Below are 24,161 nucleotides of genomic sequence, written 5' to 3' on the forward strand. Positions count from 1 at the left end.
CTAATCTTTCGAATCTAGCTTAACAATTTACGTTCTAAACGATCGAGTTTACCTCTTAATGACCCGTCATATATACGATTTCCAATGCGGAGGCGGATGCCGCCAAGCAGGTTGGAATCTACGATATTTTCGATTTTTAGTGACTTTTTGCCAATTTTAGCAGCAAATACAGATGAAATCGCCTCGCGTTCTGCATCCGTTAACGCACGTGTGCTGTAAACTTCAGCTTCGGCAATGCCCATTTCTTCATTTGCCAGCTCTAAAAATTCATTCGCCAAATCAATGATTTGGTCTTCACGGTGGCGGTCGATTAAGATCAACAGTGTATTGAGTACATTTACATTAACTGATGCGAAAGCAGTCTTAATAATTTCTTTTTTCTTTTCAAGTGAAAGCTTAGAAGAATTTAAGATGGCTTTTAATTCAGGATTGTATTGTACAACTTCCTTCACTACACGAAGTTCTTCTTCAATAACTCCGAGCGAATTCGTCTCTTTTGCAATATTTAGAAGAGCCAACGCATAGCGCTTAGCTACCATAGAGTTGCTCATCGCTCTTCTCCTGCCTCTTTAATATATTCGCTAATCAGTTGGTCTTGGTCTGCTGCTGTGATTTGTTTTTCAATTACTTTAGAAGCAATCAATACAGACAGGGACGCAACTTGCTCACGAATCGCGGCAACTGCTTTTTCTTTTTGCTGCTCAATTTCAAGCTTCGCTGATTCTTTAATACGATCAGCTTCCGTGCGGGCCGCTGCGATAATCTCTTCACGCTGGATATCGCCTTGCTTCTTCGCACCTTCAATTAGGTTTTGAGCATCATTACGAGCTTCTTTTAAAAGATCGCGCTGCTCTTGTAAAATCTTTTGTGCTTCTAAACGGCTGTTTTCCGCCGCACTAATTTCGTTACCAATATGCTCTTCACGCTGTTTCATGATGCCCATTAATGGACCCCAAGCAAACTTTTTGAGCAAGGCTAACAAAACAATAAAAACGATGAGCTGGAAGAAGATATCTCCAGTATTAATGTGGCCGCCGCCTTCCGCAGCAGTCGCTAATACAAAACTGTTTGTTAACACCCTCGGTTCACTCCTTTCAAGAGTTGCTTAACGATAGAAAAAACGCATAAATGAATGGCGAAGATTTGTTGATCATCGCCAATGTAAATTTGCCTAAAATTATTTATTTAATACCATGAACGCGATAACTACCCCAATAATCGGTAATGCTTCAACTAACGCAACCCCGATAAACATTGTTGTTTGTAGTAAACCACGATGTTCTGGTTGACGAGCAATACCTTCTACTGTACGTCCTACGATAAGACCGTTACCAATACCTGCTCCTACTGCTGCTAAACCGATTGCGATTGCTGCTGCTAAAACACCAATTGATCCTGTCATTACTTTTTTTCCTCCTTAAATGTATGAAACATAAATTATTTTTTTATAGTGTTCATAAAAATGAACGGTGTATTATTAATGGTCGTGACTCACTTTATGAGCCAAGTAAACCATTGTTAACATTGTGAAAATATAAGCTTGGATCGTACCAACGAAAATAGAGAACCCTTGCCATACCATTGTCAGCGGAATCGCTGCGATCGTACCGGCAATACCTTGGTGCGCTAATCCTGCTGCTAATAGAGATAAAAGCAACTCACCAGCGTAAATGTTACCATATAGACGCAGACCAAGAGTCAGCGTATTGGCAAATTCCTCAATAATTTTCAAAGGGAATAAGAATTTCATCGGAGCGAAGAACCCTTCTCCATAACCCTTTGCACCTTTTAACTTGACGCCATAATAGTGGGATAGTCCCAAGACCATAACGGCCAATGTCAAAGTAATGATTGGGTCGGCTGTTGGTGATTTCCACCAAAGCTTATCATCAACCACGATTGAAAATGGAAGGCCTAACATATTGGATACAAAAATATACATAATCAATGTAATTCCAAGGATGTGGAATCTTCCGCCTTCTTTCCAGTCCATCGTGCTGTTAATGATCCCTTTTACAAAGTCCATCACCCATTCAAAGAAGTTTTGCATCCCTGTGGGTTTCATTGCTAACTTTCGTGTAGAAAGGACAGCTATTAAGAAAACGATTAAACTAGCAATCGTAATCATCAGCATATTTGCGCCATTAAACCAAAGACCCATAAATTCAAACTCTGGAGCCTCATGATGCATGTAAACTCACCTCGCTTCCGCTTCATTTATGTACATGCAAAGCATGGTAAAAATAATCTATCATAATGACAATATAGGATGTCATCAATCCTACCACTAAGGAAATCATATTGAATTGCTCTGGATATCTCAAGGCGATTAACGCGGCAATTCCAGCCATCGCCATTCTCGAGAGCGACCCTAAGGATTTAGGCTTTTTGCCCTCAGTTACTTTTTTATCAAAACTCTCCGTCTTTCTAACCAAGAACCAAAGGTTCAGATAACTGAAGCATGTCCCAAGAATCAGTCCTAAAAATACGGTTTGATAAGATGTGAAGCCCCAGCCTAGAACATAAATGGACAACAAGTAAAAAATCCATTTGCGCTGCCTGTTGTACATAACTCTGAAATCTGGCATAGTTATTTTTCTCCTGAATAGAAATGGCGGATGGATAAAAGCATGGAATAGGTGCCCGCTGCAAGACCGATGAGCAGTCCGATTATTAAGAAAATTGGCTCGGTGCCCCACTGACGATCCAGCCATCTGCCTGAGAAAATACCTATTAGAATGGAACCTACTAATTGGGAGACAATTGCGGACATTAAAGCCATAGCTTGAAATGGATTGCGGTTGTTTTTACGCATATAAACACATCCTCACTCTGGAGAGAGAGTCAAGCGGGCAATGGTAAAATTCATAGCCAAAATACTATCTTCAGATAGATATTTTTACATGAAAACCCTATCATTTACACCCTTTGTTAGCATACAATAGCACCCTGTCAATGTCAATGAATTTACGTGAATTATACCACAAAGTATTCGCTGAATTATTTTTCATTCCAGAACTTTATCCAACATCCCTATTGTATTGTAAATTGTGAAGGATATTTGCCTATTTTGTGTCTATTTTGTGAACGTTTAGAATTATACTAATGGTACAATTTTATGAACTTTTATTATGGTACATAAATATAGAAGGAATTTTCCCTATAATGGGCATGATTATTCATCTGGTGTTTTCTCAATTGTAATCATACGTTCGAGAAAATCCTCTTTATTCGCTTTTTTCGCAAAAACTTTCACCAGATACGATCCTTCCCGTGGAAGTTTTCCCTTCGGTATGTCCCTATGAATTAGTCCTTTTTTCACATTGGTAATCGTATCTAAAAAACCGACAAAGCGATAATCCTCTGGGTTAAACAACGCTATTCCAAATTCCTCTGCCCCACCCGGCAAATACACCTCATACTTATACTGCCCAGGTTTGTCGCCATTTGTAAAATCAAACCCCATCACGCGCGGGTAGTTCGGCTCCTCCAACACATAGAGATACGGAATTCGAACGGTTGCGGCCCCTGCATGGAGCTTGAGGAAGCCGTCTTGTATTTTTCCCATAAACACGTTCGGGTCAACCGTTAACTCCACAGTGATGTCTTTTGTTTGTTTCGGTTCCAGCGTAAACGATAACGGGAGCCGCCAGTGGAGTCCATCGACGTGCGGCGGGATATCGAATGAATAGGTCTGGGTACGCGAACCCGTATTTTCCACAGTGAGGGAGACCTTCTGGACATCACTCTGCTCGGTAAATTTCCCAAAGTGCATACTGCTAGGCGATACGAGTGTGCTCGTTTTGATTGCTTGATCCACTTGAATTCGGCCGGCTCCCTGTTCAAAGGTGCGGTAATAACTCTGTCTAGGATTCGTTGCCGTACTCGATTTAGCCAGTGGTATTGCCGTATTCATCAGCGCCGCTTTGATCTGCTCCGGGGACCAATCCGGATGGGCCTGCTTGATTAGCGCACAGGCCCCCGCGACATGCGGTGCGGCCATACTCGTCCCCTGCAAAGACAGGTAGCCGCCCGGAATCGTCGAATTAATGGCGACCCCAGGTGCAACAATATCCGGCTTAATTTCCCATGAGCCTGTCACAGGGCCGCGCGAGCTGAAGTCGGCAAGCTGATCCCGTTCTTCGCTAACCACCACCCTTGCCGCGGTCGTTTGTTTTTTTATTTCTTTTTGTAAAATAACTCCGTCACCCTTCGCAAGTGCTCCGACAGGGATGGTCAGCTGAGAGTCCAGGTTTCCCATGAAGCGGCCCCCGCTGACATTATTGTAGATCAGCACCGCTTTTGCTCCCGCTTTTTGAGCATTTTCTGCTTTTTGTGTGAACGTTAGGACGCCTCGTTCGATGAGAGCAATTTTCCCATCGACATGTTTCAGTTCATCAGGCCGGCCGAGCCCTCCATCCGCTACGTCTATGGAACGGTCGAGATTCCACGTGGCTGAGCCTTCCATCGGCTCAATTTGGAATTGTTCCCGACTTCCTACTATAGATATATATGGAGTCTCGAGGGTAGGCGTTGATGCCCCCACCGAGATTGCTTTTGAGGCCGTTCCTGGTGAGCCGACACTCCACACATTGGGCCCTGAATTTCCCGAGGCCGCTACCGCGACGATGCCGCGGTCGACCGCACGGTTAAGGGCAAGGCTGATCGGCAGGTCTGGCCCGTTGATATCATTTCCGAGGGAAAGATTAACAATATCAACTTTATCCTTGATGGCTTGGTCTATCGCGGCCAGCACTTGCTCCGTCGTCCCGCCACCGCCCGGTCCAAGCGCCCGGTACGCCACAATTCTTGCCTCCGGGGCGACGCCTTTGATTTTTCCATTGGCCGCAATGATCCCTGCGACATGGGTCCCATGGATGGTCGCCTTACCGAGGGCAAGCGTCTCCATCGGATCACGGTCATTGTCGACCAGGTCGCGGCCGCCGGCATAGTTTCGCTTGAGGTCCGGATGTGTATAGTCGACGCCGGTATCAATCACCCCCACCGTGACTCCTTTTCCGGTAAGTCGTTGATTTTTATTATCGAAAAATCTGCGGACTTCCTCCCCGCCAATAATCTCCACACTCTCCTCGGTTTCAGCCTGATACTGGATGACCGGTGAGACATTGGTGATTTGTTTCTGGCTCGTCGCTGCGAGTTTTGCGAGGGAGGCGGCGCTGCCTTGGACAGAGAAACCATCCAGTGCCTCGTGATATATTCGCCGCAGCTTCACGCCTTTATAAGGTTGTAGGAGCTGTCGGATTTCCTCGTCGGTGTGCGGTTTGTCCAGGATAATAATCGCGGTGGTTTCCTGCATGCTTTCGGTAATGGAAGGATGAATGAGTATTTTAGGAGTTTGAAAAGCTAGCAGTAATGCCAGTAGAAGTTTCATCAGCAGATTTCCCCTTTTTCCATATCGTTTTCATTGAGGGGGGAAAGTATGCAAAAATGGATATTTTTTAAATTCGCTCATTGACGCACTAAATTCGCCCATTACTTCCTAAGATTCGCTCATTACACTCTAGAATTCGCTCAAAAGGTATCAAGCCTTCGCCAATAAAGAGTGAAGTCGTTCATAATCCAACGATGACCTATTATTATAAGCTTCAATTTTATATAGATATCAAATTTTTAGCGAAAAACAAAAAAAGCCGAGTAATTTCTCGACTTTTTTCAGGAAAGATCCTATTTCGTACCAAACAACCGGTCCCCGGCGTCACCTAAACCTGGGACAATGTAGCCGTGGTCATTCAATTTCTCATCTAATGCCGCAATATAGATATCGACATCAGGGTGGGCTTCCTTGACAGCCTCTACGCCTTCTGGTGCTGCAATTAGACACATAAATTTAATATGTTTTGCGCCGCGCTTTTTCAAAGAGCGAATCGCTTCCACCGCTGAACCGCCAGTTGCCAGCATTGGATCAACCACAATGAAATCTCTCTCTTCGACATCGCTTGGCAGCTTAATGTAATATTCAACCGGCATCAAAGTTTCCGGGTCACGGTATAAACCGATATGACCCACTTTTGCAGCTGGGATTAATTTTAAAATTCCATCGACCATACCGATTCCTGCACGTAAAATCGGCACAACGCCCATTTTTTTACCCGATAATACCTTGGATTTCGTCGAACAGACAGGTGTTTCGATATCAATATCTTCAAGCGACATGTCTCTTGTGATTTCAAATGCCATCAGTGTGGCAACCTCATCGACAAGCTCGCGGAATTCCTTTGTTCCTGTGTTTTTATCACGTATGTAAGTTAGCTTATGCTGAATTAATGGATGGTCGAAAACGAATACCTTGGCCACAATAATCGCCCCTTTTATTAAATTAACAAACACTTCGTCTCATTTTACAGAAAAACAATCCAATGAGCAAATCAGAATAACTAGTTAGATTTTTCAAAAAAAATCGGCCTGCTAGGAGGCCGATTCTTAGATGTTTAATACTCTGGATATAGGGTAAATTTGCCTGTTAAAGCTTCGACACGTCCCGCCGCTTCCTCAAGCTTCGCTTCATCTTCATGATTTTTCAAAGTAAACGCGATAATTGAAGCAATTTCGTCCATTTCTGCTTCAGCAAAGCCACGGCTTGTAACTGCCGCCGTTCCGATACGGATACCGCTTGTTACGAACGGGCTTTGTTGATCAAATGGAATCGTGTTTTTATTAACTGTGATTCCAACTTCATCAAGGACTTTTTCAGCAACCTTGCCAGTTAATCCAAGCGTCGTTACGTCCACTAATAAAAGGTGGTTGTCCGTACCGCCGGAAACTAACTGCAAGCCTTCCTTTTGAAGACTATCAGCCAGGCGCTGAGCGTTGGCAATAATTTGGCCTGCATAATCTTTAAAGCTGTCTTGAAGAGCTTCGCCAAACGCAACGGCTTTAGCTGCGATGACATGCATCAATGGACCGCCTTGGATTCCAGGGAAGATAGATTTATCAATCTTCTTGCCAAATTCCTCTTTGCAAAGGATCATTCCGCCGCGTGGGCCGCGCAATGTTTTATGCGTTGTTGTAGTCACGAAATCTGCATATGGAACTGGGTTTTGGTGCAAACCTGCCGCAACAAGGCCGGCGATATGCGCCATATCAACCATTAAGTACGCGCCGACTTCATCAGCAATCTCACGGAACTTTGCAAAGTCGATTGCACGCGGGTAGGCACTTGCCCCAGCAACAATCATCTTTGGCTTGTGTTCAAGTGCTTTGGCACGAACATCATCATAGTTGATGCGTTGAGTTGTTTCATCTACGCCATACTCAACAAAGTTATACTGAACACCACTGAAGTTAACCGGACTGCCGTGTGTTAAGTGGCCGCCGTGGGATAAGTTCATTCCAAGAACCGTGTCGCCTTGCTCAAGCACCGTGAAGTATACTGCCATATTGGCTTGGGCACCTGAGTGCGGCTGCACGTTCACATATTCCGCACCGAAAATTTCCTTCGCACGGTTGCGGGCCAAGTCTTCAACAATATCGACATATTCACAGCCGCCATAATAACGACGGTTAGGATAGCCTTCTGCATATTTGTTCGTTAACACAGAGCCTTGTGCTTCCATGACTGCTTCGCTAACAAAGTTTTCTGAGGCAATTAATTCAATCTTAGAGCGTTGACGACCTAATTCTTTTTGAATCGCTTGAAAAACCTGTTCATCCGCTTGAGGCAAATGCTTCATGACAAAAAATCCCCCTTGTATGTGAGTGACTACTATTTACATTTTCAAAAATTCTTTTTTATTTTAGCATGAAACACTCATAAATTAAAAGAGAAACATTTTTCGTATTTTAATTATTTTTTTCATCCAAAGCGAGCGTTTCTATGCACCCTAACCTTATTTCGCGAATAAAAATATTTTTTATAACAATAATGTTCGTGTTTTCAGTAATAAACTAATTATTCTATCATAATTTGCCATCGTATATAAAAGCTTAAATGATGGTGCCTGACACCCATGTCTTTTATGAGCAGCTCGAGTTTTCTTGATTGCGCTCATAGACAGCGCGCGCCCCGCCAATTAGTTTCGGACGTACTTTGGCGAGCGTTACAGGTGCTTGTCCAATCTTTTTTTGGGTCACGCGGACAGGCACGGCAACATGTTTTAGGTGCATGCCAATCAGGGTATTGCCAATGTCGATTCCGGCATCTGCCTTCACAAACTCCACCACGACTGCATCCTCCAGCTCCCCAAAGGCATAGGTTGCCATTGCCCCGCCTGCTTTTCGGACAGGGACAACCGAGACCTCGTCAAAGTGTTTTGCATCTGCCACCGTCCGTTCAACGACCAAGGCTCGATTTAAATGCTCACAGCACTGGAACGCCAGATCAATCCCTGTGTCCACTTGAAGTTTTTTCAAGCCGCGAAAAATCATTTCCGCGACTTCGACTGTACCAGAGGTTCCAATTCGCTCCCCAATCACTTCACTGGTACTGCAGCCGACCACAAGCAGCTGTCCCGGTCTCAAATTGGCCTGTTTTTTGAATTCTGCTAAAACTGCTTCCAGCTCTTTTTCACTTTCTTGAATCATAAGCCTTACCCCCTAACAGATTTCGCGTTCGACTCTTGATCTAAGTGAATTAAAGGTGCTTATCCTCGTATTCGCCAATTTTACCAACCCGGCCAGCATGGCGGCCGCCTTCGAATTCACCGGTCAGCCAAACTTGGGCAATATCACGGGCCAAGCCAGGACCAATGACGCGTTCGCCCATCGCTAAGATATTGGAATCATTATGGGCGCGCGTTGCTTTCGCACTAAAGGTATCATGAACCAATGCACAGCGAATTCCTTTTACTTTGTTGGCCGCAATGCTCATGCCAATCCCCGTCCCACAAATCAGGATGCCGCGGTCAAATTCACCCTTCGCCACTTTTTCAGCGACCGGCAGTGCATAATCAGGATAATCGACCGAAGTTTCGCACTCACAGCCAAAATCTTGGTATTCAATGCCAAGCTCTACGAGTAGGCTGGCAATTTCTTTGCGAAGATTAACCCCGCCATGGTCTGATGCTAAAGCTACTTTCATGAAAAAATCCCTCCTGTTTTCCTTTTGCTATTATATATGTCCCAGCGCAGGCCCACCAACAAATGGACACTTCCGCTCTCCTGATTTATTTTGACATACCCTCGCTGAAATAGAAAGTTCCCTGTTCAAAAATAAAAGCCCTCTTCTAAAGAAAGAGAGCATTCCATCAAGTATTACTTTAGTTTTCCAATTGCCTTGTCAATTAATTCATCTAGTTCACGAAAGGTTTGCTCATACATCGCCAGGGAGCCGCCATAAGGATCGACCACATCTGAATTGAAGCCTTCCCCGCTGTATTCCTTTAAGGTAAAGACCTTATGGCCCACTTCTGGGTATTGCTGGAGAATCGCCATCTTGTGTGAAGACGTCATAGTGAGGATGAGGTCGGCCCAATTGACTTCGACACCAGTTAACAAGCTGGAACGGTGATTATGCGCGATCCCATTGTCCTCGAGCACCTTTTTCGCATGTGTGGATGCCTCACTACCGTTCGCTGCATAGATTCCTGCGGACCTCACTTCAATCTCGTCCATTTGTTTATTTTTCAAAATCGCTTCCGCCATTGGACTTCTACAGGTATTTCCTGTGCATACAAATAAAATGCGCTGCAATGTGTGTGCCTCCTTTTTGACATGATTCTTATGTAATGATTTTACCATAGGTACACAAAGGATTTCCTCCTTACAAGAACGGAGCAAGCAGCTTTATCCCAAACGCAAGGAGAATCGCGCCGCCAAGCGCTTCACTATATGCCCCCACCCAGCCCTGCATCTTTCGGCCGAGCAGTAATCCTAACCATGTTTGCACGGTTGCCATGATGCCAAAACAGAAGATAACCATAATTGTTTTCGCACCATAAATACCCAAAGTAAGTCCGACAGAAAAACTATCCAGACTTACGCTCAAGGCAAAGATCAACAAGCCAAAGCCAACCGGGGAAATGACCTTCTCGTCCCCCTTTTTAAGAGTTGACCAGACCATTTGTATACCCAGCAAAATCAACAGAAAACCGCCGATAAAGGTCGCAAACGCACCAAACTTATCCGATAAAAATTTCCCAGCCAGCAACCCTAAAAGCGGCATCCAAACGTGGAACAGGCCTATTGTTAGGCCGATATTGAATATTTTCTTAAGCCGAAGTTTGTACATTCCCATGCCAAGCCCGACTGAAAATGCATCCATCCCTAGCGCAAACGCCATTAACATCAAAGTTATCAATTCACTAATCATCTCAGACATTCGGACTCCGCCCCCTTGGACTAACTAAACTAAGCATATGCACGTCCAAACCATTTTAGAAGTCAAGCTGGGAAAGCGGAACCTTCGTCACTTACAACTATATTGGTGCCTGACACCCTTTCCATCGTCTTCATATGATTAATGGTGCCTGACACCATAAATGACACCAAAAAATTGACACCAAAAAACCACCAGCCCCCTATTAAGAGGAGAACCTGGTGGCTGTGTTATTCTGTAATCAATTTATTTCCCGCAGCTTTCTGAAGGCGGTTCATGATGGCATGTCCGACACCTGTGCTCGGAAAGATTTCACTAAAAATAACGTCGACCTTTTCCTGATTAAATCTTCGTAACGTGTCATAAAGTGCAGCGGCCACTGTTTCCAGCTCTGCCCGCCTCCCGCACGCAAGCACCACATCAGCCTCGAACAACTGGGCATTCTCTTCCGTCGTCAGCACTCCGACCCGCACCCCTTCCTGCCGCTTTTCTTCTACTAATACTTGAAGAAATTCCGTGGTGCCTGACACCATAAAAAGCGGGGCATTCGGGGCGTAGTGGCGGTATTTCATGCCTGGTGCCTTCGGCCGTGCCGCTTCATCGGTTAATGCAGCATCGACATGAACCACACCCACAACGGATTCGAGCTGTTCTTTCGTTACCCCGCCTGGCCGCAAAATCACCGGTATGGTCTCCGTACAATCAACTACCGTTGATTCCACGCCAATTCCTGTCGCACCGCCATCAATCACTCCAGCAATTTTTCCATTTAAGTCGTCCAAAACATGATCGGCGGTCGTTGGACTCGGCTTGCCCGAACTGTTCGCACTCGGCGCCGCAATCGGCAATCCACAACTTTTCAACAGCGCCAGCGCAACAGGGTGGTCCGGCATCCTGACCGCAACCGTCGCTAAGCCTGCTGTTGCTGTTTCTGAAAGGACTCCTTCTTTCTTTTTAAAAATAATCGTCAACGGGCCCGGCCAAAAAGCTTCTATTAATCGTTCCGCTTTCTCCGGTACCTCAGCCACAAACGCGGTCAACTGATTTTTTTCCGCAATGTGGATAATCAGTGGATTATCACTCGGCCTGCCTTTCGCGGCAAAAATCTTTTCCACTGCCGCATCACTTTTCGCATTCCCGCCCAGGCCATAAACTGTCTCCGTCGGCAAAGCGACCACTTCGTTATCCCTTAAAAAATTCGCTGCATCCACAACTTGTGGATTATTTTCAAGGTTATCCACATATTTATCCACTTTCCAAACTTTCGTGTTCATAGTTATCCACCTTTATCTCAAACGAGTCTACTAGCGAAATTTGGCGAATTTAGTCACCTAGACTCATATTTTTCACTTAATACGTTTGAAAGTATAAAAGAAGCTGTGTATAAATTCAAGCCTTATCCACAAATTGTGCACAACTTCCGTGAAAAAGTGGATAACTTTGTGGATATATCCACAATTACAATGAAAATTTTAAAAATAATGAGTTATCCACATTTAAAACGTGTCGAATATGTTCTGACTGATAAAATTCGTTAGGTAATTCCTCCCGTTCAACTCTCTGAAAGCCCATTAACTCAAAAAATGGTAAAGCCACACTCTTATTTGTTGCCAAAAACAAATCTTTCATCCCCTTTTCATTCGCCAATTGGACCATTTGATCAAATAGGACGAAGATTTCCTTCTCCGCTTGTCCAGGTGCCACCACAAGGGAACGCAATAATCCAAATTCCGTGTACGCCTCCATCCCAAGCGTCCCCTTTAATGTCCCATCTTCATTCTCTAACAACAAAAAATAGTCAATCGAATCGTCATTTAATCCATCCGTCCCCAGCCCCGCCCTCGATAAAAACGCCTGTAAATTGCCTAAGTCCTCTTTTTTAGCCCTGCGAATCAATGCCTGCATCCAATCATCCACCTCTTTTTAAGATTCTACTCTATGAATATGGATGAACTAGAACAAATAGAACCGCTAGATTCAGGAATCTAGTAAATTTATTCATAACACAAAAAAACCAGCTCCTCGATTGGAACTGGTCTAGTTAAACATCTTCTCCCACATCTCTACTACGAAAAACTTCACTTCTACCGGCTTTTCATCTTCGGAAGTATACACAGGCGCTTCCTTCTTAGCCACTTCCACTGACTCTCCCTCGTCCTCAATCATAATCTCATTGAACACAGGCTTCTCTTTTTCAATCAGCCTTTCCGGCTTTTTCACGACTTGATCTTTTTTCTCAACAACTTTTCCTTTCTTCTCTTCAACAGGTTCGTGCTGCACAGCCGCTTTTTCTTCCTTTACCACGGTTTCCTCGTTCACCTTAGCCGCTTTACTCTCCGACTCATCCTTAACCATGGCCACTTTTTCTTCATCATCCGTCTCGTTTGCTTTTTCTTTCCCCTTTTCCACCTTTGCCTGCAGCTTTTCCGCTTTCACTTTTTTTGCTTTCACTGTTTTTGCTTTTGCCTTCTTCTCTTCAAACCCATCACTTACAGCCACACCATTTGAAAAGTCAAGGAAGCATAATGGTGGATAAAGCACACACCACCAGTTCGCGCCTTCACCTTCACCTAATGTAATTAAAATCGCCTGATATTCCCCTGCTGGGTATAAAAATTGACCATATAATTTCGTTGGAAACTGAACCTTACCAAATTCGACTTTCACCGACTGCGTCGACCCTTGGTCACGAACCACCTTTTCCGATATTGTTTGAATCTCAGGAAGCTTCGCATTGATGACCTTTCTTGCCTCTTCCATCGACGTTAAATCCTGTACCCACAGTGTAATCTGCGCATTCACTGCATCGCGTACCTTCCGCTTAATCGCTTGATCCTTTTCAAAATCACTATTCGCTAGAATTCTGAGCCGAATCGCTTCCCCAGGAATCACAATGGATTCCTTCTGAGCTGCTTCCGTCTTTGGCATATATAAATTCAACATCGTTCCTAATGATAGTACGATAAGATATCCCCAAACAATCATTTTACTTTTCAATTCTAGCACCGTCCCTTCGATATCTTCATTTTGGACAAAATGCCAGAATCTTAAACTATTAAATTTTAATATATTTATGAGATTCGTGTAGGCAATTTTCATGACCTAAAAAAAAGGCTTCGGAGCCTAATCTCCGAAGCCAATCTCCGCAAACACCATCCGGTCCCTGCCATTAATATCATTCACGATCTCCACTTTGGAGCCTTCAAAAGCCTTTCGCAAAAGCTCCGCTACCGCTTCGCCCTGACCGGCCCCAATCTCGAAACCAACCAGCGCACGCGTTTCTAACACCTGCGGCAACTCGATCATAAAGCGGCGGTAGAAATCCAAGCCATCCGTCCCCGCAAACAATGCCCGATGCGGTTCATGCTCCGTCACAACCTCCGACATCGTCGTGATATCCCCGAGCGGAATATAAGGCGGATTCGAGAGAACCACATCAAACCGGGTCCCACTCTCCAAAAACGGCCACAGCAAATCCCCCTGCAAAAACTCCACCTCAGCCCCAAGCAGCTCCGCATTCTCCCGCGCCACAGCCAAAGACACCTCCGCAATATCGGTGCCTGACACCATTAACACTGGCTCCGCAGTACTATCGGTGCCATTATCGGTGCCTGACACCACCCTTAGTTCCGCTTCTTCTAGCTTCATGGTGATGGCGATGGCGCCGCTGCCGGTTCCGATGTCGGCCAGCTTGATGACTTGCTTCTCGCCGCCAAACAGCCGCTTGATGCGTTGGAGGGCACCGTAAACGAGTTCTTCAGTTTCCGGTCTCGGGATCAGTACCTCTTCATTGACAAGAAACGGCCGTCCGTAAAACTCCTCTGTCCCGATAATATACTGGACCGGCACACCCTTCACATGGTCAAAAACCGCTTGTTCAAAATCCTCCCACACACCCGGCGCTAACTCATCACGCATATTCGCAAACAACTGCGCCCGGCTCATCCCAGTGAAATGGCGCAGCAAAAGCTCACCCGCATTGGCATCCCTACCCGCTGGACCTAAAAAAGAAGAAGCCCATTGAAGAGCTTCGAATACTTTTTTACTCATTTGAGGAATCTTCCAGCCTGCGCGCTTGATCATCCATAATCAGCGCATCGATGATATCATCGAGCTTGCCTTCCAAAATTTGATCAAGCTTTTGAATCGTTAAGCCGATGCGGTGGTCCGTCACCCGGTTTTGCGGGAAGTTGTACGTGCGAATCCGTTCTGAACGATCACCCGTACCAACCGCTGATTTACGCACAGAATCATACTCCGCTTGTGCTTCCTGCTGGTACTTATCATAAATGCGGGCACGTAGTACCTTCATCGCCTTATCCTTATTCTTATGCTGCGATTTCTCATCTTGAATCGAAACAACAATCCCCGTCGGAATATGCGTTAAACGAACCGCTGACATCGTTGTATTAACGGACTGTCCGCCGGCGCCGCTCGATGCAAACGCATCAAAACGGATATCTTTATCATTGATTTCTACGTCTACTTCTTCTGCTTCAGGCAAACAAACCACTGTCGCCGTTGACGTATGAATCCGGCCGCTTGATTCCGTCTCCGGAACACGCTGTACACGGTGCGCGCCGTTTTCAAACTTCAATTTTGAATAAGCGCCCTGGCCGTTAATCATAAAGCTGATTTCCTTGTATCCACCAAGACCAGTCGGACTCGCATCAAGTACATCAATCTTCCAGCCTTGCGCTTCCGCAAAACGGCTGTACATGCGATATAAATTTCCAGCAAACAAAGCCGCCTCGTCTCCGCCCGCTGCACCGCGGATTTCAAAGATAACGTTTTTGTCATCGTTTGGATCCTTCGGAATCAACAAGATCTTCATCTTCGCTTCCAAATCCACGATTTGCGCTTCCAGTTCGTTAACTTCTTCCTTCACCATTTCACGCATCTCAGCATCCAGCTTTTCATCCAGCATCGCTTTCGCATCCTGAAGCTGTGCGCGCGCCTCTTTATATTCACGATACGTTTGTACTGTTTCTTGTATATCAGATTGTTCTTTTGAATAATCACGTAGTTTTTTTGAATCATTAATAATCTCTGGGTCGCTCAAAAGTTCATTTAACTTATCATAGCGATCTTCCACCGATTGAAGACGATCAAACACAGTCAATTCACCTCAATTTTTTGTCCATAACATTCTAATTATAGTATAGGTGAAAACAACCGTCAAAACCAAATTCTAGGGGGATATTTTTTCGTAATTGATTTTTCAATTTTAGGCTGTGTTTAACTAGTCTGTTGATTTCCGTTCCAGGCACTTCGCTTTCCGCGGGCGTGCCGGGGAGCCTCCTCGTCGCTGTGCTCCTGCGGGGTCTCCCCTGACCCGTACTCCCGCAAGAGTCTTCGTGCCTTCCACTCCAATCAACAGAGTGCCAAAATCAATATTCACCTTTAACAAAGCCTAATTTTAAAAAAAAGCTGGCTTACCGTCATCACGATAAGCCAGCCTAAAAGATCAATTTTTATTAAAGGGCTGCAGGCTTCATTTGGTTGTTTTCTTGCCGGTCTAGCTGTTTGACCACTGCTTCACTTGTATCCACACGTTTAACGAATAAGGCTAATACAAGCGCGACAATATTAATGGCAAGAGTAACATAAAATGAATATTGAATACCAGCTAATAATGCTTGCTTAGTTAATAGAGCAGTAGAAGCTTCTGTCAGCGTTGTCGGATCGACCCCGTCCATTAAGCTGGTAGCTTCTGTTTTTGTCACAGAATTCATGATCGTAATCAGAATAGCGGTACCAATCGAACCAGACACTTGCTGTGCTGTATTGTTGATCGCTGTCCCATGTGGGTTTAAGCGTGTTGGTAATTGATTTAGCCCGTTTGTCATGATTGGCATCATGACCATTGACATACCGAACATCCTTAATGTGTAAACAAGAACAATATAGGTGTAACTAGAATCAATTTGCAAGTTTGCTAGCATGTAAGTTGATATCGCTGTAACCACAAGTCCGACTACCGCTAGAATACGTGGACCAAATTTATCAAACAGCTTCCCTGTAATTGGCATCATAATCCCCATCACAATGGCACCAGGCAGCATCATTAAACCTGAATCAAGTGGTGAAATCCCCCGTATATTTTGAACATAAGCCGGTGTTAAAATCATACCAGAAAACATGGCAACTGCGTTCACAATCGCAATAACCGAACCAAGCGCAAACATTGGGTACTTGTATACACGCAAATCTAATAATGGCTCTTTCATTTTTAATTGACGAACAATGAAGGCTAGGAGCGCGATCCCACCCACGATTAATGTAGTTAAGACAATTGTATCAGTCCATCCATCTGAACTCGCCGAACTAAAGCCGTATAGCAAGCCGCCAAATCCAATACTAGATAATACCACAGAAATATAATCAAGTTTTGCACTTTTGTTTTGTTCCATTACATTTTCAAGTTTCCAAACAGCTAATAATAAACTAATGACCGCTAACGGTAAAATCATTTCAAAAAGAACGCGCCAGTCATAGTACTCGACAATATAACCTGATAATGTAGGGCCAATTGCCGGGGCTGTAATCATAACTAATCCAAAAATACCCATTGCCGTCCCACGCTGTTCACGTGGAAAACTTACTAACATAATATTCATTAATAATGGTCCCATGACCGAAGAGCCTGCTGCTTGAATCATTCGCCCTGTGAGCAGCAGTCCAAAGTTTGGCGCAAAGGCCGCCACTGCAGTCCCCAGGGTAAAAATGGCCATCGATGTAATAAATAAGCGACGATTTGAAAAACGTGTTAATAAAAAGGCTGATGCAGGAATTAATATCCCACTGACCAGCATATATCCTGTCGATAACCACTGAACCGTTGAATAATCTTTTATTTTTAAGTCCACCATAATCGATGGCAGCGCTACATTTAATAGTGAGTTATTGAGAAAAGACACCATGGCCCCAATAAATAAAATTGCGATCATTAAATATGGCGGTTTTCTTTGTTGTAATGTTGTATCCATCTATCCTATCCCCTTGTCCTTTATTTAGATTCTTTTTTATGAAATCCTCTTTTTAGTAAGTCCATTTGCTCTCTATAATTCCTCAGCGCTTCTTCATCCGACCATTCTTTTACAATCATTTGGATTAAATTCTGAAAGGTTACAGCACCCATCATTTTTAAAATATGGTGTAGTTCTTCATCACTTTCGACGTTTAAATTTTCTCTATTGATGAGGCTGACTGTATTTAAAAACTGAGTTTTTTGATTTTGCTCATAAACATGATTGGCGAAAGTTTTCTCTACTTTATAATTCATATTTAAAAACGCATATTTAAAAAAGTTTTGGTGTTCTTGATTTTTATGGAATGTTATTAGAAATTGAAATGATTCCATATAGGTCTCAAATAGATCCCCATTCTTTTCTTTAAGGATCCCAATAAATCGATCACTATTTTTTTGCGCAAGTTGGTTCAACAAGAAATAATAAATATCCTCTTTATCCTCAAAATATTGGTAAAAGCTCCCTCTTGGAATTCCCGCACTTTTGATGATATTTGCAATTGATGCTTCATGTAATGGGACTCTGGAGAATTCCTCTTTAGCAGCTTCAATTAATTTGTCCTGCTTATCTTTCGGTAAGTGAAAGTAGGTTTGTTTTGGCATTGCTTCGCTCCTATACGCATGTGACATCTTGTCATAAACTGATTATATATGACACCTTGTCATGTGTCAACAAAAAAGTGACAGTGTGTCATACCACTAAAAAAACATGCCCTGAAATTCAGAGCATGCTACCTACGATCTTCCTTTACGCGTACCTCTATTTTATAGCGCGGCAAAGCCTGAATTAGTTTGTGATGAAGCCGGGCCTCCGTCTTCACTTTTCCCTGCTCAGACTGTATTCCCTTTTTATAAACAGATACCCACATCCGGTCACCATTGACCCAGACCGAATCGGCCGTAAATTCCTTTGAATTAGCAATCACTTGTTTTGCCTTATTGATATCTTCGCCTGTGTCTTTTCCGCCGCCCGTTTCAGAGCCGCTCCCCGTCCGATTCAGGTTGAGGAAATTAGGATTTTGGTTGGTAATATCATCTTCCACCATCCGCTGCTTATTCTCACCGCGGTTGGACATATTTGCTGGCGTTTTGCCGTCGCGGTTGGACACATAATTTGGTCCCGACCGGTCATTCTTAAGGTCATATGCCGCTTCATTGCCATGATTCCCACCTTCATTCCCATTACAGCCGCTGACTAAAAACATCATACATAATGAGAGAAACAACAAAAACTTTTGCATCTTACACCTCCCATTACTATCATGCCCGGAGTTTGCTGCAACTGGACGAGTGAAATCTTTCCAAGCAGTAAAATTCGGCTGCTGCTTAGAATGGGATTTCGCCGAACCTGTGCTGAATCTCGCCAACCTCCATCGGAATCTCGCCGAACACACCCGAGATTTCGCCCAACTCAAAGACATTTTCGCCAAACCATCCAACAATTCCGCCAAAGCCCAAAAATCACACCAAAAACCAAAAACCACAATCCCTAACCAAACAAAAAAACTGCCCGAGAATCCCCTTCTCAGACAGTTGTAGTTAATCACAGTGTTAAGCTCATTTACGGTGTCAGGCACTAATTATGTAAACTGACGACACCCTGATATTAATTTGTTGCTTCTTGCTCGATGCTTGTCCGGGAGACTGCAGTCTTTGGGACTTCGTGGTGATGGCGGCAGCGTGGCTCGTATGCCTCGGAGGCGCCCACTAAGATGACTGGGTCATGGTAAGAGGCTGGATGTCCATCAATCAAGCGCTGCGTTCGGCTTGATGGTGAACCACACACCGAACAGACCGCCTGCAGCTTCGTCACTGATTCAGCAATTGCCATCAACGCCGGCATCTGACCAAACGGCTCGCCGCGGAAATCCATATCCAAACCGGCACAAACCACACGATGGCCGCTGTCTGCCAGCTGCTGCACAATCCGCACAATTCCTTCATCAAAAAACTGAACCTCATCAATCGCAATAATATCGATATCGGCTTCCACATGGTGGAGAATCTCCATCGAATGAGCAATTGGCTTCGCATGAAAAGAAGAACCATTATGGGACACAACCTGTTGATCGTGATAGCGATTATCAATTTTCGGCTTAAACACAGCAATCTTTTGTTTAGCGAACTGAGCCCGTCTCACACGGCGGATCAATTCCTCCGATTTTCCAGAAAACATACTGCCACAGATAACCTCAACCCATCCGCTTTGCTTCATTAAATACATAAAACGGCGTCTCCTTCCTAACAAAACCATAAAATCTATTTCAAAAAGTGAATTTATTTAAATAAAAAACAGGCAAGTAAGTGTTGCTTCTTGCCTGTACTGTTTTACAATTATTGTTGCTGTTGAGTTTTGATGCCATATTTCTTGTTGAAACGGTCAACACGTCCGCCAGCTTCAGCGAATTTTTGACGACCAGTGTAGAATGGATGACATTCTGAACAAGTCTCAACACGAATTTCGTTTTTAACAGAACCAGTTTCAAATGTATTACCACATGCACATGACACCGTTACTGTTTTATAATTTGGATGAATTCCTGCTTTCATTCTTTTCATCTCCTTCCGCCCTGAATCATTCGAAACAGAGTTATATAAAGCACCTGTCCGAAGACAAGCACTGAAATACTAAAAACACACTGCACCCATTATAACAAGGGCATCCTATTTTTGCAAGTTGGGATTTGTTGGTTCTTTTTTTAAAAAGGAACCTATCCAAGCCCCTCTACCAGGCTTGTCCCGAACTAAGTTAACCAGGTCCGGCTTGTTTTCAGCGCTCCCTCAATAAGGCTACGAGCGTCTCGCTTTCAGCTCTTCCCCTAATTGGGCAAAGAACTCCTCATTCGACTTGGTCTGGCGTAATTTTTTCAAGAAACGCTCCGCAAAATCTGGTGAATCGGACATGGATTTACGGATTGCCCATAATTTGTCCAAATGATCCTTCGGAATAAGAAGCTCTTCCTTACGAGTACCAGAGCGGCGGATATCAAGCGCAGGGAAAATACGGCGCTCTGCAAGCGAACGATCGAGATGCAGTTCCATATTACCTGTCCCCTTAAATTCCTCATAAATGACGTCATCCATCCGTGAGCCGGTATCGACCAGCGCAGTCGCCAGAATCGTCAAGCTGCCGCCCTCTTCAATATTACGAGCAGCCCCGAAGAAACGCTTCGGACGGTGGAATGCTGCCGGGTCAATCCCCCCGGAAAGTGTCCGGCCGCTTGGCGGAATCACTAAGTTATAGGCACGGGCAAGACGCGTAATACTATCCATCAGGATGACCACATCACGCTTATGTTCGACTAAACGCATCGCGCGATCGAGTACAAGTTCCGCCACTTTAATATGGTTTTCCGGTACTTCATCAAATGTCGAACTAACCACATCCCCAGCAACCGAACGCTCAATATCGGTTACTTCCTCTGGACGCTCGTCAATCAATAGCATGATCAATTCGACTTCCGGATGGTTCGTCGTAATGCTGTTGGCGATTTCTTTTAACAGCATCGTTTTACCTGCCTTTGGAGGTGCAACGATCAATCCACGCTGCCCAAAACCAACCGGTGCGATGACATCCATAATCCTTGTCGAAAGATATTTTGGAGTAGTCTCCAATTTCATCTGGCGGTTAGGATAAAGCGGTGTCAGGCCTGGGAAGTATACCCGTTCCTTCGCCGATTCCGGATCTTCCCCGTTCACGGCTTCTACGTGCAATAGTCCATAATAACGCTCATTTTCTTTCGGAGGTCGTACCTTACCGGAAACTTTATCCCCATTACGAAGGTCGAAGCGGCGGATTTGCGATGCAGAAATGTAGATATCTTCTGAGCTTGGCGAGTAATTGATTGGTCGTAGGAATCCAAATCCTTCTGACTGAATAATTTCTAAGACGCCTTCCATGAAAAAGTATCCTTGCTGTTCCGCGCGGGATTTCAGGATGGCAAAAATTAATTCTTTTTTTGTTAATTTGCTGTAGTAGGTCACTTTGTATTCGCGTGCCAGCTCATAAAGTTCCTTCAGCTTCATATTTTCTAAACTTGAAATTGTTAATTCCATTTGTGCACCACACTTTTATTTTTTTCAATCCGATGTTATTAAGAGAGTTGAGGAATAATGATAGAAGTAGAAATGAAATGAATAGAATTGCAGATATAATGCATAATAAAACAATTACTATTTTACCCTCTATGCAAAAAATTAATCAACTTATTTTTCTATTTTCGTTCATTGGGAATTTCTTCTTGTAGGATAATCCCTAATGGAGTGTAATAGGAGTTATTGGCAGCGTTAAACTTGTCTGTTGATTTCCGTTCCAATCGCGAGCGGTTCGCGGGCGTTTTAACACAGCCTGTAATTTAAGTGATGATGCCATGAAGGGTGCCTGACACCCAATTGGTGTCAGGCACCCTTACTTTTGGCACCGTTTATTTAATCACTAGGTTTGGTTTTTTCTTTAAGCTGTGACGGCCTTCGACGAAGCGGACGGTGCCTGATTTGGCACGCATGACGATGGAGTGTGTTGAGCCGTATGAGCCTTTGAATTGAACACCGCGCAGTAATTCGCCGTCTGTGACCCCAGTTGCAGCAAAAATAGCGTCATCACCTTTTACCAGGTCTTCCATCCGGAGGACACGATTAACATCGAGTCCCATTTTGATGCATCGCTCTAGTTCCGCATCACTTTGCGGCAGTAATTTTCCGATGATTTCACCGCCAAGACATTTTAACGCCACCGCTGAAAGAACGCCTTCAGGGGCACCGCCAGAGCCAAAGAGAATATCGACGCCGGTATTGTCAAAGGCAGTATTAATCGCACCTGCAACGTCACCATCGTTAATCAATTTGATCCGTGCGCCAGCCTCACGAAGCTGGGCAATGATATGCTCATGACGCGGACGATTTAAGACAGTCGCCACAACATCCTCGATATCTTTATTCTTCGCTTTGGCCACAGCTTTTAAGTTATCAAGAACAGACGCATTGATATCAATATGTCCGACTGCTTCAGGGCCAACCGCAATTTTTTCCATATACATATCAGGAGCATGAAGAAGATTTCCATGGTCTGCGACCGCTAGAACCGCTAAGGCATTCCAGCCGCCTGATGCTAAAATATTGGTGCCTTCGAGCGGATCAACCGCAACGTCAACACGCGGACCATAGCCTGTCCCTAGTTTCTCGCCAATATAAAGCATCGGTGCTTCATCCATTTCCCCTTCACCGATTACGACAGTTCCCTTCATTGGCACGGTGTCAAACACATCACGCATGGCCGAAGTCGCTGCACCGTCTGCCTCATCTTTCTTCCCACGGCCCATCCAGCGGGCTGAAGCAAGTGCTGCGGCTTCTGTGACACGGACAAGCTCCATCGTTAAACTTCTTTCCATCGTCTCCATCTCCCTTAAGTCTCTTTAGATGTCTCTTCAACTTCAGTAGCTTATAGTCAACGCCTAAGCTTTATCCATATGGTAAAAATCAATTATTCTTCATCTGTTCTACTTCTTCCTTCGTTAACGCTTCCCGCCAAACTGTGGCGCCGAGTCCATTTAGTTTTCCGACGAGGTCGCTGTAGCCGCGGTCAATGTGCTCGAGCCCGGTTACTTCGGTAATTCCCTCTGCCATCAGGCCGGCAATGAACAGTGCTGCTCCTGCCCTGAGATCACTTGCCTTCACTTTCGCCCCCTGCAATTGAACTGGACCATTGATGATGGCAGAACGACCTTCAACTTTAATGTTGCCGTTCATTCTACGCAGTTCATCAATATGCTTGAAACGGGCACCGTAAATCGTGTCAGTTACGACACTTGAGCCGGTCGCTCTTGTCAAAAGGGTGGTAAATGGCTGCTGGAGATCGGTTGGAAATCCAGGATAGACGAGCGTCTTGATATCGACGGCCTTCAATTTCGAAGACCCATCCACAAACACTTGGTCATCGCCAGACTCCACATGGACACCCATTTCTCGCAATTTGGCAATCAATGATTCTAAATGCTGCGGGATAACGTTGTCGATGAGGACACCCTCGCCCACTGCGGCACCCAAAATCATATACGTGCCAGCTTCAATCCGGTCTGGAATAATCGTGTGACGACAGCCATGAAGCGCTTCCACACCGTCGATACGAATGACGTCCGTTCCAGCCCCTTTAATCTTCGCACCCATACTCGTTAACAATGTCGCGACATCAATGATTTCCGGTTCCTTCGCCGCATTTTCAATGACCGTCCGCCCTTTGGCGCGAACCGCTGCCAGCATGATATTAATGGTCGCACCCACACTGACCACATCAAGGTAAATACGGGCACCGCGAAGCTCGTCCGCACGCAAATAAATCGCACCTTGCTCATTGGTAATTTGAGCCCCGAGTGCTTCGAAACCTTTAATATGTTGATCAATCGGTCTTGGACCTAAATAGCATCCGCCAGGAAGGCCAATGACTGCCTTTTTAAAACGGCCAAGCATAGCACCCATTAAGTAATAAGAAGCACGGAGCTTTTTTACTTTCCCGTTTGGCAGGGGCATGGAAATCATGGTCGATGGGTCAACCGTCATCTCGTTATCAGAAAGCTGAACGTTACCGCCGATTTCTTCAAGGAGGTCCTTCAAGATTTCAACGTCTGAAATGTCCGGCAATCCCTCAATTGTCACTGGTGATTCCGCTAAAATGGTTGCAGGGATTAACGCAACAGCACTATTTTTCGCCCCGCTGATCCGAACCGTTCCCTTTAACGGATAGCCACCCGCAATTTTAAGTTTTTCCATATTCGACTCCCTTCTAAGCCCTGTAAGTCAAACGGTACAATCCGCTTATTACGAAATGAGGCTCTAGGTATATTTTTCCTGCATTAAAAGTCAAAA

26 protein-coding genes are annotated in these 24,161 nt (G+C 44.7%); all 26 read right to left on the reverse strand.

All coding sequences use genetic code 11. The features are described 5' to 3' along the window. Positions 1-14: 14 nt before the first annotated feature. The 26 genes from AC4QJR_RS27115 to murA all read right to left on the reverse strand — a co-directional run bounded on the left by AC4QJR_RS27115 (position 15) and on the right by murA (position 24,065). Positions 15-551 (reverse strand): F0F1 ATP synthase subunit delta, encoded by a 537-nt coding sequence (locus AC4QJR_RS27115; RefSeq protein WP_098571522.1) that lies wholly within the window; start codon positions 549-551, stop codon positions 15-17. After that, positions 548-1,078, reverse strand: coding sequence for a F0F1 ATP synthase subunit B (gene atpF, locus AC4QJR_RS27120; protein ID WP_496524835.1), 531 nt, complete (start codon positions 1,076-1,078; stop codon positions 548-550). Before atpF ends, AC4QJR_RS27115 begins: the two co-directional genes overlap by 4 nt. A 99-nt stretch (positions 1,079-1,177) precedes the next feature. Then, positions 1,178-1,402, reverse strand: a complete 225-nt coding sequence (atpE, locus tag AC4QJR_RS27125) for a F0F1 ATP synthase subunit C (RefSeq protein ID WP_026568218.1) — start codon at positions 1,400-1,402, stop codon at positions 1,178-1,180. 75 nt (positions 1,403-1,477) lie between these two features. Beyond that, complete coding sequence (gene atpB, locus AC4QJR_RS27130; protein WP_098571524.1) at positions 1,478-2,191, reverse strand: F0F1 ATP synthase subunit A; 714 nt, start codon at positions 2,189-2,191, stop codon at positions 1,478-1,480. 22 nt (positions 2,192-2,213) lie between these two features. Beyond that, positions 2,214-2,588: an ATP synthase subunit I gene (locus AC4QJR_RS27135; protein ID WP_098571525.1), complete on the reverse strand. Its 375-nt coding sequence runs from the start codon at positions 2,586-2,588 to the stop codon at positions 2,214-2,216. A gap of 2 nt (positions 2,589-2,590) precedes the next feature. Beyond that, positions 2,591-2,815, reverse strand: a complete 225-nt coding sequence (locus AC4QJR_RS27140) for an AtpZ/AtpI family protein (protein ID WP_098571526.1) — start codon at positions 2,813-2,815, stop codon at positions 2,591-2,593. 360 nt (positions 2,816-3,175) lie between these two features. Further along, a complete protein-coding gene (locus AC4QJR_RS27145; protein WP_496524836.1) occupies positions 3,176-5,392 on the reverse strand; it encodes a S8 family serine peptidase in 2,217 nt (738 codons plus the stop codon). 293 nt (positions 5,393-5,685) lie between these two features. Next, entirely contained in the window at positions 5,686-6,315 is a 630-nt protein-coding gene (upp, locus tag AC4QJR_RS27150) for a uracil phosphoribosyltransferase (protein ID WP_098571528.1), read from the reverse strand. A 134-nt stretch (positions 6,316-6,449) separates the two neighbouring features. Further along, the gene (gene glyA / locus AC4QJR_RS27155) at positions 6,450-7,691 is read right to left on the reverse strand and encodes a serine hydroxymethyltransferase (RefSeq protein WP_496524837.1); all 1,242 of its coding nucleotides are present in this window, start codon (positions 7,689-7,691) and stop codon (positions 6,450-6,452) included. Between the two features lie 283 nt (positions 7,692-7,974). Then, on the reverse strand, positions 7,975-8,541 hold the full coding sequence (locus tag AC4QJR_RS27160) for a TIGR01440 family protein (protein WP_496524838.1): 567 nt from the start codon (positions 8,539-8,541) through the stop codon (positions 7,975-7,977). Between the two features lie 49 nt (positions 8,542-8,590). Then, positions 8,591-9,037 carry a ribose 5-phosphate isomerase B gene (gene rpiB, locus AC4QJR_RS27165; RefSeq protein ID WP_098571531.1) on the reverse strand — a complete coding sequence of 149 codons (447 nt, stop codon included), beginning with the start codon at positions 9,035-9,037 and terminating at the stop codon, positions 8,591-8,593. A 173-nt stretch (positions 9,038-9,210) separates the two neighbouring features. Continuing rightward, a complete protein-coding gene (locus AC4QJR_RS27170; protein WP_098571532.1) occupies positions 9,211-9,648 on the reverse strand; it encodes a low molecular weight protein arginine phosphatase in 438 nt (145 codons plus the stop codon). A 70-nt stretch (positions 9,649-9,718) separates the two neighbouring features. Beyond that, complete coding sequence (locus tag AC4QJR_RS27175) at positions 9,719-10,276, reverse strand: manganese efflux pump MntP (protein WP_496524839.1); 558 nt, start codon at positions 10,274-10,276, stop codon at positions 9,719-9,721. Positions 10,277-10,503: 227 nt separating this feature from the next. Continuing rightward, complete coding sequence (locus tag AC4QJR_RS27180; protein ID WP_496524840.1) at positions 10,504-11,547, reverse strand: L-threonylcarbamoyladenylate synthase; 1,044 nt, start codon at positions 11,545-11,547, stop codon at positions 10,504-10,506. 184 nt (positions 11,548-11,731) lie between these two features. Beyond that, complete coding sequence (locus tag AC4QJR_RS27185) at positions 11,732-12,178, reverse strand: GNAT family N-acetyltransferase (protein WP_496524841.1); 447 nt, start codon at positions 12,176-12,178, stop codon at positions 11,732-11,734. A gap of 132 nt (positions 12,179-12,310) precedes the next feature. Continuing rightward, positions 12,311-13,279 carry a stage II sporulation protein R gene (gene spoIIR, locus AC4QJR_RS27190; RefSeq protein WP_496524842.1) on the reverse strand — a complete coding sequence of 323 codons (969 nt, stop codon included), beginning with the start codon at positions 13,277-13,279 and terminating at the stop codon, positions 12,311-12,313. A gap of 117 nt (positions 13,280-13,396) precedes the next feature. Continuing rightward, positions 13,397-14,323 (reverse strand): peptide chain release factor N(5)-glutamine methyltransferase, encoded by a 927-nt coding sequence (gene prmC / locus AC4QJR_RS27195; protein ID WP_496524843.1) that lies wholly within the window; start codon positions 14,321-14,323, stop codon positions 13,397-13,399. Continuing rightward, positions 14,316-15,389, reverse strand: coding sequence for a peptide chain release factor 1 (gene prfA, locus AC4QJR_RS27200; protein WP_375374612.1), 1,074 nt, complete (start codon positions 15,387-15,389; stop codon positions 14,316-14,318). The genes prmC and prfA overlap by 8 nt, the downstream gene beginning before the upstream one ends. 361 nt (positions 15,390-15,750) lie before the next feature. Continuing rightward, complete coding sequence (locus tag AC4QJR_RS27205) at positions 15,751-17,262, reverse strand: DHA2 family efflux MFS transporter permease subunit (protein ID WP_496524844.1); 1,512 nt, start codon at positions 17,260-17,262, stop codon at positions 15,751-15,753. A 20-nt stretch (positions 17,263-17,282) separates the two neighbouring features. Then, positions 17,283-17,906 carry a TetR/AcrR family transcriptional regulator gene (locus AC4QJR_RS27210; RefSeq protein WP_496524845.1) on the reverse strand — a complete coding sequence of 208 codons (624 nt, stop codon included), beginning with the start codon at positions 17,904-17,906 and terminating at the stop codon, positions 17,283-17,285. A gap of 128 nt (positions 17,907-18,034) precedes the next feature. Continuing rightward, positions 18,035-18,670, reverse strand: coding sequence for a hypothetical protein (locus AC4QJR_RS27215; RefSeq protein WP_496524846.1), 636 nt, complete (start codon positions 18,668-18,670; stop codon positions 18,035-18,037). A gap of 239 nt (positions 18,671-18,909) precedes the next feature. Continuing rightward, positions 18,910-19,527: a thymidine kinase gene (locus AC4QJR_RS27220; RefSeq protein ID WP_375374713.1), complete on the reverse strand. Its 618-nt coding sequence runs from the start codon at positions 19,525-19,527 to the stop codon at positions 18,910-18,912. Positions 19,528-19,637: 110 nt separating this feature from the next. After that, positions 19,638-19,853 (reverse strand): 50S ribosomal protein L31, encoded by a 216-nt coding sequence (gene rpmE / locus AC4QJR_RS27225; protein WP_026568199.1) that lies wholly within the window; start codon positions 19,851-19,853, stop codon positions 19,638-19,640. Positions 19,854-20,093: 240 nt separating this feature from the next. Beyond that, positions 20,094-21,359, reverse strand: a complete 1,266-nt coding sequence (gene rho / locus AC4QJR_RS27230; RefSeq protein WP_496524847.1) for a transcription termination factor Rho — start codon at positions 21,357-21,359, stop codon at positions 20,094-20,096. Between the two features lie 368 nt (positions 21,360-21,727). Beyond that, the gene (glpX, locus tag AC4QJR_RS27235) at positions 21,728-22,690 is read right to left on the reverse strand and encodes a class II fructose-bisphosphatase (protein ID WP_026568197.1); all 963 of its coding nucleotides are present in this window, start codon (positions 22,688-22,690) and stop codon (positions 21,728-21,730) included. Between the two features lie 88 nt (positions 22,691-22,778). Continuing rightward, positions 22,779-24,065: a UDP-N-acetylglucosamine 1-carboxyvinyltransferase gene (gene murA / locus AC4QJR_RS27240; RefSeq protein ID WP_098571544.1), complete on the reverse strand. Its 1,287-nt coding sequence runs from the start codon at positions 24,063-24,065 to the stop codon at positions 22,779-22,781. Positions 24,066-24,161: the final 96 nt, after the last annotated feature.

It is taken from the genome of Neobacillus sp. BP17 (assembly GCF_059579525.1).

Excerpts from the sequence above, each read along its gene's own strand:
- AC4QJR_RS27115 (WP_098571522.1), bottom strand. The coding sequence starts at position 551 with ATGAGCAACTCTATGGTAGCTAAGCGCTATGCGTTGGCTCTTCTAAAT.
- atpE (WP_026568218.1), bottom strand. The coding sequence starts at position 1,402 with ATGACAGGATCAATTGGTGTTTTAGCAGCAGCAATCGCAATCGGTTTA.
- atpB (WP_098571524.1), bottom strand. The coding sequence starts at position 2,191 with ATGCATCATGAGGCTCCAGAGTTTGAATTTATGGGTCTTTGGTTTAAT.
- AC4QJR_RS27135 (WP_098571525.1), bottom strand. The coding sequence starts at position 2,588 with ATGCCAGATTTCAGAGTTATGTACAACAGGCAGCGCAAATGGATTTTT.
- AC4QJR_RS27140 (WP_098571526.1), bottom strand. The coding sequence starts at position 2,815 with ATGCGTAAAAACAACCGCAATCCATTTCAAGCTATGGCTTTAATGTCC.
- AC4QJR_RS27145 (WP_496524836.1), bottom strand. The coding sequence starts at position 5,392 with ATGAAACTTCTACTGGCATTACTGCTAGCTTTTCAAACTCCTAAAATA.
- glyA (WP_496524837.1), bottom strand. The coding sequence starts at position 7,691 with ATGAAGCATTTGCCTCAAGCGGATGAACAGGTTTTTCAAGCGATTCAA.
- AC4QJR_RS27160 (WP_496524838.1), bottom strand. The coding sequence starts at position 8,541 with ATGATTCAAGAAAGTGAAAAAGAGCTGGAAGCAGTTTTAGCAGAATTC.
- rpiB (WP_098571531.1), bottom strand. The coding sequence starts at position 9,037 with ATGAAAGTAGCTTTAGCATCAGACCATGGCGGGGTTAATCTTCGCAAA.
- AC4QJR_RS27175 (WP_496524839.1), bottom strand. The coding sequence starts at position 10,276 with ATGTCTGAGATGATTAGTGAATTGATAACTTTGATGTTAATGGCGTTT.
- AC4QJR_RS27180 (WP_496524840.1), bottom strand. The coding sequence starts at position 11,547 with ATGAACACGAAAGTTTGGAAAGTGGATAAATATGTGGATAACCTTGAA.
- AC4QJR_RS27185 (WP_496524841.1), bottom strand. The coding sequence starts at position 12,178 with ATGCAGGCATTGATTCGCAGGGCTAAAAAAGAGGACTTAGGCAATTTA.
- prmC (WP_496524843.1), bottom strand. The coding sequence starts at position 14,323 with ATGAGTAAAAAAGTATTCGAAGCTCTTCAATGGGCTTCTTCTTTTTTA.
- AC4QJR_RS27205 (WP_496524844.1), bottom strand. The coding sequence starts at position 17,262 with ATGGATACAACATTACAACAAAGAAAACCGCCATATTTAATGATCGCA.
- AC4QJR_RS27210 (WP_496524845.1), bottom strand. The coding sequence starts at position 17,906 with ATGCCAAAACAAACCTACTTTCACTTACCGAAAGATAAGCAGGACAAA.
- AC4QJR_RS27220 (WP_375374713.1), bottom strand. The coding sequence starts at position 19,527 with ATGTATTTAATGAAGCAAAGCGGATGGGTTGAGGTTATCTGTGGCAGT.
- rpmE (WP_026568199.1), bottom strand. The coding sequence starts at position 19,853 with ATGAAAGCAGGAATTCATCCAAATTATAAAACAGTAACGGTGTCATGT.
- rho (WP_496524847.1), bottom strand. The coding sequence starts at position 21,359 with ATGGAATTAACAATTTCAAGTTTAGAAAATATGAAGCTGAAGGAACTT.
- glpX (WP_026568197.1), bottom strand. The coding sequence starts at position 22,690 with ATGGAAAGAAGTTTAACGATGGAGCTTGTCCGTGTCACAGAAGCCGCA.
- murA (WP_098571544.1), bottom strand. The coding sequence starts at position 24,065 with ATGGAAAAACTTAAAATTGCGGGTGGCTATCCGTTAAAGGGAACGGTT.